Here is a 10,577-nt window from a genome sequence, read left to right as displayed (position 1 = left end):
TTTTTACCCCCTTCTCCCGCGCCCCCCTGCGGTTGGGGGGGGGGGTCCCGCCCCTTGGGCCCCCCCCCCCCCACGAGGCTGTGCCGGTTCCCACCTGCTCGCCGAACCACAGGAACCGGCACGGGCGAGCGCACGTAGCCCCACCGCGTGCGCCCGCACCGGGTGGCCATGCCCGGAGCCGGGCGACGACACCTCGACGCTCACCGCGCCTCCCGGGGCGCGCGGATCACTCGGGTGTCGCCACCCGCGACCCGAGGCCGCGAGCCACCCCCTCAGTAACGACGACGGCCGGGCGCTACTTACGCAGCGTCTCCGACGGTGATTCGCCGAAACGTTTCTTGTACTCGACCGCGAACCGGCCGACGTGATGGAAACTCAGCCGGCGGGCTACCGACGCAACAGTGACGGTACCGCGTTCGGCGGCCCGCAACTCGTCGTAGGCCCGCTGCATCCGCACGTCGGTGAGGTACGCCTTGGGACTGCGATGTAGATACTGGTTGAATCCCGCCTGCAAAGTGCGCTCGCTGACGTGAGCGTGCCTGGCTAGGCTCCGGACGGTGTGCGACCACTCCGGGTGGGAATCGATCATCTGACGGGCGATGTTCACTGGACGCGACGACACCATCAGCGGCCTCTTATCTTCGAGGAGTTTCGAGTAGTTGTGTGGCTGTGCCGCGAGCAGGCCAGACATGACGCTGAACTCGACCTGACGGGCGGCTTGGCGGTTGAACAGCAACGACTCCGGGTGTTCCAGCTCCTGGATCAACCCGTGGAAGCTTCGGACCCAGCTGGCCCCGAAGCCTTTGGTGATGTGGAACTCAGGTTCGAAGACCAACGGCTCCCAGAGGGGTACGCCGAGGAGGTCGCGCAGGTGCGCATGAAGTGCCGAACGCTCGATCCGCATGACGATCTGCGCACAGTCGGGTGACCACGTCTGCCGCAAATACTCGGTGGGTGAGATGACCGTGGCCACCGTAGAGGTCGAGTAGACCCGCCGACCGCCACACTGGACGAGGCTGCGTCCGGATAATGGAATCTGAACAAGATAGAAGGTGCCGAGCCAACCAGGCTCGATATAGACGTTGCCGCCATAGCTGATGAAGTTGGCGACGATCTGCCCGATACGATGCGAGTGCATCCGGGCGTCGAGCTTCTGCTCCTTTCCCACGAGATCCAACCGGTGTTCACACAAGATCCGTGCCACAGTCTCCCGGGTCTCTTCGAGGTCTTGCGAGCGGAATACCCTGAACCGCTCGAGTGGCAAGGCAGTCATCTTGCTGCTCTCCTTCTTCTCCGCCCTACCCAGTCAGGTGCCCGGCAAGACGCCGGACACCCCCGCACGACTGCCAGGAGTCACCAGCCGGTTCCCTCCGCTACACCGGTGTTCTGGTGATTCCAGATCGGTAAACCGTACCCCCTTGATGACCCATTGTCACTATTGATTGCAACGCGCAACTTTCCTGTTTGCGGGAGCTGTCTTTCCGCTGGTCGGACGTCCTTACCGACGGCGGTCCGAACCCGCCCGGGGAGCGGGCCGGTGCCGTGCCGGGTGGCCGCCAAAGGTCGGAGCGGTGGCCGGTGGACGCGATGCGGAGAGAGGTCTGTCCTGCTACGGGAACGCGCTTGGAGCGCGGCGGGGACGCGCCGCCGAGCTGATGGCGCTCGGCAGCGTGCTGCGATCCGATGACTTCTCGCTGAGCAATGCTCATGGTCACATCACTTGCGCCAGCGTAGAGCGCGCGGGGCCGGAATGCCAGACCCGCCCGTACCAGATCACACCACATCACGACGCCAGCTGGCGTCATGGAGCGGTAAGAAGACGTGGCTCACCGGACACCACCGTGCTCAGAAGATCAGGTGTCGCCAGACTCGCGCTGATTCCGGCGAGCACGATGAACGCGAGCGATGCGCGCCGCCGTTTCCAACAGCTCGGCCGGGATATGCAGCGCTCGGCTCAGCCAATAGCGCCAACGCGGGCGCGGAATACGTTTCCCGCTCTCCCACCGCTTCACATCGTCCCGAGTAATCGAGCTGTTGCCAGAGAGAACGGCCAGGTTCTCAGCCAGCTCGCGCTGGCTCAGACCTTCTTCCTCACGAGCATGCCTGATGACATCCCAGATGGGCGCACCTGATTCCACCACGTATCCCTTCGTCGCTGCGGTGAAAGCGTCGAACGCCGCCCCATCCAAGACTAGAGATTCAGCCGAAAAGTTGAAGTCCAAAATCCGCCGATTTTGGGCCATTCTCAGCGCCAGTGGCGCCGGCCGTCGCTGCTCCGGGCGCGGGCTGCCTACTGGCCCCTGTCCAAAGTCCGCCTCTACCTGCCACCATGATGACAGCGAGAAGCCTGCGCCAGAACCCTGTGAGGTGGCCAGCCGGCCATCCGGTTTGGGAGCGGGCTTCGAGGGCGTGCTGGTCCCACTGGTGGCGGAGCACGAGGCCGAACGCCCCGCTATCGACCGACCGCGACCTCCCGTTTCTCCGCCCTGAGAGCGGGTAGCGGCCGGGTGGGATCAGCGCCACCCCGTGGTGGTCGTCGGGATCTGTCCTCTCCGTAAGACCCGACGATCACCCGGGCCGGTGGCCTGCGACGAACTCGGCGTAGATCGCGGCCAGTTGGGCGGCGGTAGCGTCCTCGTCCGGCCAACCCGCGGCCCGGCGCTGGCCCCGTTCTACCAACTGGCGGGCGTGCTCGGGATGGTCGAGAAGTGTCGCCACGGCAGCGGCCACGGCGCCGGGTTGACGGGGCGGTACCAGCAGGGCGTCGTCGCCGACCAGTTCGGGTAGCCCACCTACGGCCGTGGCGACGACGGGCACCGCTGCCCGCATCGCCTCCTGCACCACCAGGGCCCGCGCCTCCCACGTCGAAGTGATGACGTAGACGTCGGCAGCGGCCAGCAGGTCGGGGACGTCGTCGCGATGGCCCAGGAAACGCACGTCCACTCGAGCGTTGTCCGCGTCTCGGCGCAATCGGTCCATCTCCGGGCCGTCACCGGCGACGACCACCAGCGGGTGTGGCTGCCGCGTCTCCCAGTGAACGGCCGCGGACAGCAGCGTCTCATAGTCTTTCTGCGGCGCGAGCCGTCCGACGGCGAGAACCACCGGCCGCTCGCCCGCCCCCAGTTCGGCGCGGATCTCCTCCCGGTCCTTGACCGGCGGCGCCATAGCGGGGGCGGCCACCGGGGCTAGCCGCGCGTCGGACGCACCGAGCCCGGCGGCCCGTTCGACGAGGTCGAGCGATGCCCCGAGAGTGATGTCGGCTCTCCGCGCGGCCAGCCGCTCCAGGCTGGCCAGGACGTACCGCCGGGGTGCACTACCCAACACGGCGTTGTGCCAGGTGGCCACCAGCGGTGTCCGCCCATCCCGGCGGCGCCCGAGCGCCAGGCCGGTCAACGCGGCGGCGCGGAACCCGTGGGCGTGGACCACGTCGGCGTCCGCCACCGCGCGGCGCAGCTGCCGGACGGCCTGCAGATCCTGGCGAGGCCGAGGGCGGGTGTGGATCTCCACCGCGGTAAACTCCGCGGCGCGCGGCACCGGCGCGGTGAGCGGGCTAGTCGCGCGGCCTCGACGATGGTCAGTTGGCCGCGGCGCCCCGCTGGTGCCGCCGGGCGGGTCGGGTTCCGACGAGGACGATCCGGCCGCGGTGGCCACCCCGGGGGGCGGCACGTCGAAACCGAACGTGGCGCCGGTGGCTGCGGGGGCGACCACCCGCGGGAGGACACCCAGCGCAGGCAGCCGGTCGACGACGGAACGGACATGCCGGCCGACGCCCCCACTGCTCGTCGACAACACGAAGGTCACGTGGATGAGTTCGGTCACTGTTCCTACTTCCCGCGTCTTGCATCATCGTCTCAAGACGACGCGGCGGACGTCACGGTCGGTCGCCACTATTACCGCGCCAGCCACGGCGGTGGCGGCTGCCGCGGCCATCACGCCGGATGCCAACACCATGCCACCGCTGTCATCCGGGAGGAGTGTCGCCGCCCACCAGCCCACCGCGGCGCCGGCCGCCCCGGCCATCACCACACGCACCAGCGCCCGTCCCACCCCGAACAACGCTACCGGACCGGAGTCTCGCGCCACCCCCCGCAACAGCAGCACCCCGGCCAGCGTCATGCCCGCCGAGTGCGCCGCCCCGAGCGCGGCCGTGACCCGCTCCTCCTGCACCGCGCCGGCCAGAACCACCGCGGTCACGGCAACCAGCAACCAGCCGCTCACGGTAGCGGTCGCGGCCACCCGGCCGCGCCCCCGCGCGTACAGGGCACGGCCGAGGTGAGCCACCAGCCCGTAGCCGAGAAGCCCCGGGGCGAACGCCACCAGCGCCCAAGCCATCCGTTCGACCGGCACATCACCCTGGTCGAGGAGGGCGAAGAACCGCGCCACCGGCCAGGCGGTGGCCACCAGAACCGCGGCTCCGATACCGGAGGCAGCAAGCACGGCCCGGGTGGAGCCGGCCAACGTACGCGCGTAGGCTGCCGGGTCATCCTCGGCATGGGTCGTCAGCCGCGGGAACGCCGCGGTGGCGATCGGCACCGCGAGCACCGCGTACGGCAGCAGATACACCATCCAGCTGTTCAGGAAGGTCACCGCGCCACCAGTGCCGGCATGTTCGTTCGACATCAGGTACGACGTCAAATAGGCGAGCTGCTGGGCAGCCAGCGTCGCGATGCCGGCACCGGCCAAGCCGCGGGCACGGCGCGCCACACCGGGCGGGAAACGCAGCGTCGGCCGCAGCCCGGTGGTCCTGATCAGCATCGGCACCAGCGTGGTCAGCGCGAGCAGCAATACCCCGGCTGTGGTGCCGCCGGCCAGGATCAGCTCCGATCGGCGGTCCAGCGCCGTGAGATCGTTGCGGTCGCCACCGGCGTAGAGGCCGGCGAACACCACGAACGTCGCGGCGACCACCAGGCTGGAGACGATCGGAGCGAGGGCGGCGGCGAGAAATCGGCGATGTGCCTGGAGCACTCCGGCGGTGACCACGGCGATCCCATAGAGCGGGATCTGCGGTAAGAACACCAACAGCATGGTGCGCCCGACCTCTATACCCTCGGCCCCACCCTTGCCGCGCAACATCAGCTCGGTGATCGGCCCGGCCAAGAGTGCGCCCAGGAGCACCACCGGGGTGAGGACCAGCAGCGTCCAGCCGAGCAAAGCGGACACGGTCTGCCGCACGTGGGCGGTGTCGCCGCGGCTCGCGGCCGCCGCGATCAGCGGCACCACCACGCTGGCCAACGCCCCACCGGCGACGATCTCGAAGACCACGTTCGGCAGCGCGTTGATGGTCGCGAAGATCTCGCCCAGCACTGTCTGGCCGATGGTGGACTGAAAGACGAGTTGCCGGCCGAACCCCACGACGCGGGCGATGACGCTGATCGCCGCGATCAGCGCGGCACCACCGGCAATCCCCGCGGTGATCCCCGCGGCTACCCGCCGCGCCCGCATTTAGGGTGTGTCCCCAGGTTCGCGGTGTCGCCCCACCACCACGGCATCACCTGACCAGGCCACGGCCAGCGTGACACCACCACCGCTACGCCCACGCGGCACAGCGACCAGGCGCCGATCAAGAATGATCATCTCGAGGTCAGCGACGCCGGCCAAGGAGATCCAAGTCCCGCAGGACCGGTGTCTTCTCGATGACCTCGGTGAAGCTGACCTTCTCGCTGGCCAGCGTCAACGCGGTGACCACAACGAGGTGGGCCAACCGGGCGCGCCGCCCCTCGCGGGCCACCAACGCCAGGCCGAGTAGGGCACCAAGCGTGTTGGCGCCGGCGTCGCCCAACATGGTTCGTTCACCGAGGTCGTCGGGTAACGCGGCGGCCATCGCGCCCAGCGCCGCTGCCCCGACGGGGGCTGCGGGCCCCGTGAACACCAGCGGCGCGTGCATCAACGCGGCCTTGCCGGCACGTCCAGGCCGAAGATCGAGCAGGTTCAGCACGTTGGCGTGCCCGGCCACGGCGGCACCACCGATCACGGCATCGGTCAGGTTGTCACTCACCAACGCGGACCCGACCAGTCCGGTGAGCCCAATGACGCCGATCTTGACCGACCCGCTGGTGACCTCGCCGTCCCGCAACGCGCTCAAATGGCCGCGTAACCCCTTGCTCGACGAGCTTCCGGCGAGGTCGTCATACAGACCAACCGCACCGACACCGAGCGCGGCGCCGATACCCGCCAGCCGCGTCCCTGCCCGAAGCCCGGGGGCAGCGGCGATCCCCGCCGCCGCACCAACCGCTAGGGCCGGGCCGGCAGCCAAGGAGACGGTCTCGCCGTGGAAGTTCTTCCGCCGCCATACGTCGGCCGGGTCGGCCGGCCGATCCGGACCGGCCGGCGCCGCGAACAGCTCGGGTGGCTGCCGGGTCCAGCGCCTGGTCAGCGCCCATGTCGCGGCTCCGGCCACCGCCGCCGTGGCAGCCAGCCGAACGGCTCGCCCCATCATGCCCATCAGTCCTCATCCGCATCGTCGGACGGATCGGGGTCTTCGTCGGCGTCGTCGCCTTCGTCGCCTTCGTCGTCTTCGTCGGCGTCGCCCCCGTCGTCGGCGTCGCCCCCGTCGCCAGTCGGACCGTTCCCGCCACCGTCACCACCACTGGACTCCGGGTCCGGCAGCTGCGCCAGCGCGCCATCCGTGGCGCCAACGATTCCGTAGTGGCCGGCATCTCCCCGCAACTGCTCGGCCAGTGCGAACACCACCGCGACGCGGCCCGTCGGAAGGTCGGCGACGTCGACGGTGGATACGTCGTCACCGATGTCACCACTGCGGATGACCGCTAGCAGGCCGCCCTCCGCCGTTGCCGGCGGGCCGCCCACTACCAGGCCGTCGCTGCTGGCATCCAGCTCCACCGTCAAGGTAGCCAACCGGCTCAACCGTTCTTCGGCGTCTTCACCCGACACCGGACCAGCCACCGCCACCGCCAGGGTCGGCGCCGTGGACGCGTCCTGCTCCAGATGGATCAGGCCGGCCTCCGCATACGCGGTGACCACCGTGGTGTCGACCGTGCTCGCCGCCGCCTCGGGCTCGCCGTTGACGGCTGAGGGGTTGAGTAGCGCCGCCGCCAGGACCGTGGCTCCACGGTCGAATCCGGTACCACCACCTAGCTCGGTCCCGGAGCTGACGAGGTCGGTAGCGAGCTGGTCGAGCACCGGCTCGGACTCCGGGTCGGTCCAGGTCGGGTCGATGTTCACCGTCAGCTCGGCCTGCGCGCCGGCCCGTTCGAGGGCCTCACGGACCTCGTCCACGACATCCTCGTCGAATCCCGGCAGCGCGATGATGGCCACCCGCTCGCCGTCGAGCCGGTCGGACACCAGGCCCGGCGTGAGGTCCTGAACGAACGCCTCTTGATATGCGTGTTCTTCGTTGGCCAACTCCAGCTGTTCACGCAGCCGGCGGTTGTCCTCACGCAGGTCGGAGGTCTGATCGGTCAGGGTGTCGTCGATGGTGTCGCTCAGCGGGCCGGCGCCCAGCACGATGCCCGCCGCCAGCGCGAAGAAGATCGCGATGATGGAGACGAGGTGATATCGGAAATCGATCACGTCAGAACAGTCCTCGAAGCCAGAAGAAGAATCGGTCCCACCACGAGCCGACGACGTCGAGATACGCCTGACCGGTGGGGGTGGAGAATAGGGCCGCGACGACGGCGACGGTGCCAGCCAGCACCAGCAACCACAACAACCCGGTGGAGACCCGGCTGCGGTACAGCCGGCTGACGCCCTTGGCGTCCACCAGCTTGCCACCTACCCGTAGTCGGGTGAGGAACGTGCTAGCCATGCCCGAGCGACCCTTGTCGAGGAATTCCATCAGCGTGGCGTGGGTACCGACCGCGACGATGAGCTGGGCGCCTTTGTCGTCGGCGAGCAACATGGCGATGTCTTCGCTGGTGCCCGCGGCCGGGAAGGGCACGCCGGACAGCCCCATCCGTTCCAGCCGGCCCAACCCGGGGGCGCGGCCGTCCCGGTAGGCGTGAACCACCAGCTCGGCGCCGCTGAGCAGGGCGTCGTCAGAGACGGAGTCCATGTCACCGACGATCATGTCTGGTTTGAGCCCCACTTCCAGAAGAGCGTCGGCGCCGCCGTCGACACCCACCAGCAGCGGCCGATACTCGCGGATGTACGGCCGCAGCGCCACGAGATCACGTTTGTAGTCATATCCGCGGACGACGATCAACACGTGGCGGTCCTCGAAGGTGGTTCGCACCTCGGGCACGCCGACGCCGTCGAGCAGCAGCTCGCGTTCCCGCTTGAGGAACTCCATGGTGTTCGCGGCGAACGCTTCCAACTGTGCTGACAAGCCCTCGCGTGCGTCGTGCATCAGCTTGGCCAGGCTCTCGTCGGTGTGCCGCAACCCGTGTGCCAACGCCTCGGGGCCTTGGATGGTGTCGCGGTAGACCGTGTTTCCGTCGACGCGCAGCGCCTCACCCTCGCGGACCTCGCTGAACAGGTCTGGGCCGACGTCGTCGATCAGCGGGATACCGGCGGCGACGATGATGTCCGGGCCGAGGTTGGGGTACCGGCCGCTGACCGATGGCCGTACGTTGACGACAGCCGCGACTCCGCACGCGACCAGGGCTTCGGCACTGACCCGGTCGATGTCGAGGTGATCGATGATGGCGATCTCCCCCGGCTTCAACCGCTTGGTTAGATTCTTGGTCCGATGGTCTAGCCGGGTGGTCCCACTGACCCCTGGCAGATCGTCGGATCTGCGTCGGCGCAGCATGGGCATCCTCACTGGCTGAATCCTGCCACGTTCGCCCCTGCCGGCGCGGCTCGACCCGCGGATGTGCGCCGAGCCGGTACCTTCGGGTGGCCGTTCTTGCTGGCCGCCGCCGCCTCGAGCAACTCCTCCGCGTGCGCCCGCGCTGAGGCGGAGTCTTCCTGACCGGCCAGCATCCGCGATAGCTCACGTACCCGGCCGGCGTCGTCGAGAGTTTGTACGTCGCTGCTGGTCACTCTGCCGTCGTCAGCCTTGATCACGGTCAGGTGCTGGTCGGCGAAGGCAGCCACCTGCGGCAAGTGAGTGACGACGAGCACCTGTGCGTGCCGGGCCAACGCCGCCAACCGCCTGCCGACCTCCACCGCGGCCTTGCCACCGACGCCGGCGTCCACCTCGTCGAAGACGAATGTCGGCACCGGGTCCGCGCCGGCGAAGACCACCTCGATCGCCAGCATCAGGCGGGACAACTCACCGCCGGACGCTCCTTTGTCGAGGGGCCGCGGCGCCGAGCCGTTGTGCGCCGCGAAGAGAATTTCGACCTCGTCCGCGCCGTGCGGACCGAGCTCACCGCGGGGCCGCACATCGACCATCACCCGCGCGTGGGGCATGGCGAGCGCGCTCAGTTCGGCGCCGACTGCCTCGCTGAACCTCTCCGCGGCGGCCAACCGGGCAGCGGTGATCTGGTCGGCGTACTCCCCCAGCTCGGCACGGAGTGTCTCGCGTTCGGCGGCGAGCGCCGTCACCCGCTCGTCGTCGCCGTCGAGCTCCAGCAACCGGCGTGAGCCTCGGTCGGCCCACGCCAGCACGGCGTCGACCTCACTGCTGTCCGCCTCGTCCTCCGTTCCTGGCTCCGCACCGTATTTACGGGCGAGATCGGACAGCGCTGCCCGGCGTTCCTGCACCTCCGCCAGCCGGGCGGGATCGGTATCGACGCCGCTGGCATACGAAGCGAGATCGGCGGCGATGTCACCCAACATGTAGGTGGCTTCGGCCAACCGATCGGTCAGCGCCGCCAGGTGGGTGTCGTGGCCACGCTCTTGTTCGAGGGTTTGCCGCGCTGAACCCAGCAAGGTGAGCACGTCGATCTCACCGGGCCCGGTCTCGTCCGCCGACAGCGCGCGGTGGGCCGTCTCGGCAGCCGCCCGCAGCGCGTCGGCATGGGCGAGGCGTTCCTCCTCGGCACGCATCGCGATGTCCTCGCCGGGCTGCGGATCGATCCGTTCGATCTCGGAGAGCCCGAACCGGAGCAGGTCGGCCTCCTGGGCACGTTCGCGGGCCCGCGTGGTGACGTCGGTGAGTTCGGCGTCGACGACACGCAGCCGCTCGTAGCGGGTGGTGTACTCGGCCAGCGGATCAGCCACGGGGGTTCCCGCGAACCGATCCAGCGCAAGGCGTTGCCGCGACTGGCGCAGCAGTCGCTGCTGCTCGCTCTGGCCGTGTACCGCGACGAGATGCTCGGCCAACTCGGCCAGCAGACCGGCTGGTGCACCCCGCCCACCAACGTGGGCCCGCGAGCGTCCGCCGGCCAGCACCGTGCGGCCGAGCAGCAACTCGTCGTCGTCCAGCTCTGCTCCTGCCTCCGCCGCTCGGGCAGCGACCGGTCCGTCGGGGTCGACGAGCAACCGGCCTTCGACGACGGCACGCGAGGCACCAGTGCGCACGGCGCCACCGTCGGCTCGGCCACCCATCAACAGGTTCAGTCCGGTGAGCACCATGGTCTTGCCGGCGCCGGTTTCACCCGTCACCACCGTCAGACCGGGCCCAAGGTCCAGCTGGGCGTCGTCGATGACGCCCAGCCCACGGATCCGGATCTCTTGTAGCACGACACTCCAGCCTAGCTGAGATGGGCGGCACGATGGCGCCGGCCAAC

General features: G+C 69.1%; 8 protein-coding genes. All 8 read right to left on the bottom strand.

Annotation, left to right across the window (positions count from 1 at the left end; genetic code table 11):
• Positions 1-295: 295 nt before the first annotated feature.
• Positions 296-1,273, bottom strand: a complete 978-nt coding sequence (locus G8760_RS24910) for an AraC family transcriptional regulator (RefSeq protein WP_166355552.1) — start codon at positions 1,271-1,273, stop codon at positions 296-298.
• Positions 1,274-1,853: 580 nt separating this feature from the next.
• Complete coding sequence (locus G8760_RS24905; protein ID WP_166355551.1) at positions 1,854-2,243, bottom strand: helix-turn-helix domain-containing protein; 390 nt, start codon at positions 2,241-2,243, stop codon at positions 1,854-1,856.
• 325 nt (positions 2,244-2,568) lie between these two features.
• The gene (locus G8760_RS24900; RefSeq protein WP_166355550.1) at positions 2,569-3,819 is read right to left on the bottom strand and encodes a glycosyltransferase family 4 protein; all 1,251 of its coding nucleotides are present in this window, start codon (positions 3,817-3,819) and stop codon (positions 2,569-2,571) included.
• A gap of 24 nt (positions 3,820-3,843) precedes the next feature.
• Positions 3,844-5,442 (bottom strand): murein biosynthesis integral membrane protein MurJ, encoded by a 1,599-nt coding sequence (gene murJ / locus G8760_RS24895; RefSeq protein WP_166355549.1) that lies wholly within the window; start codon positions 5,440-5,442, stop codon positions 3,844-3,846.
• A gap of 139 nt (positions 5,443-5,581) precedes the next feature.
• Positions 5,582-6,436, bottom strand: a complete 855-nt coding sequence (locus G8760_RS24890; RefSeq protein ID WP_166355548.1) for a hypothetical protein — start codon at positions 6,434-6,436, stop codon at positions 5,582-5,584.
• A 5-nt stretch (positions 6,437-6,441) separates the two neighbouring features.
• Positions 6,442-7,530 (bottom strand): copper transporter, encoded by a 1,089-nt coding sequence (locus G8760_RS24885; RefSeq protein ID WP_166355547.1) that lies wholly within the window; start codon positions 7,528-7,530, stop codon positions 6,442-6,444.
• 1 nt (position 7,531) lies between these two features.
• Positions 7,532-8,722, bottom strand: a complete 1,191-nt coding sequence (steA, locus tag G8760_RS24880; protein WP_166355546.1) for a putative cytokinetic ring protein SteA — start codon at positions 8,720-8,722, stop codon at positions 7,532-7,534.
• Positions 8,719-10,530: a DNA repair protein RecN gene (gene recN, locus G8760_RS24875; protein WP_166355545.1), complete on the bottom strand. Its 1,812-nt coding sequence runs from the start codon at positions 10,528-10,530 to the stop codon at positions 8,719-8,721. Before recN ends, steA begins: the two co-directional genes overlap by 4 nt.
• Positions 10,531-10,577: the final 47 nt, after the last annotated feature.

This window comes from Phytoactinopolyspora limicola (assembly GCF_011320225.1).
GTDB lineage: Bacteria > Actinomycetota > Actinomycetes > Jiangellales > Jiangellaceae > Phytoactinopolyspora > Phytoactinopolyspora limicola.
The sequence above is the reverse complement of the archived record's forward strand: the minus strand, read 5'-3'. Positions and strand labels throughout refer to the sequence as shown.

Bases quoted from the DNA above. Each gene is read 5' to 3' on its own strand.
- G8760_RS24910 (WP_166355552.1), bottom strand. From the start codon at position 1,273: ATGACTGCCTTGCCACTCGAGCGGTTCAGGGTATTCCGCTCGCAAGAC.
- G8760_RS24905 (WP_166355551.1), bottom strand. From the start codon at position 2,243: ATGGCCCAAAATCGGCGGATTTTGGACTTCAACTTTTCGGCTGAATCT.
- murJ (WP_166355549.1), bottom strand. From the start codon at position 5,442: ATGCGGGCGCGGCGGGTAGCCGCGGGGATCACCGCGGGGATTGCCGGT.
- G8760_RS24890 (WP_166355548.1), bottom strand. From the start codon at position 6,436: ATGATGGGGCGAGCCGTTCGGCTGGCTGCCACGGCGGCGGTGGCCGGA.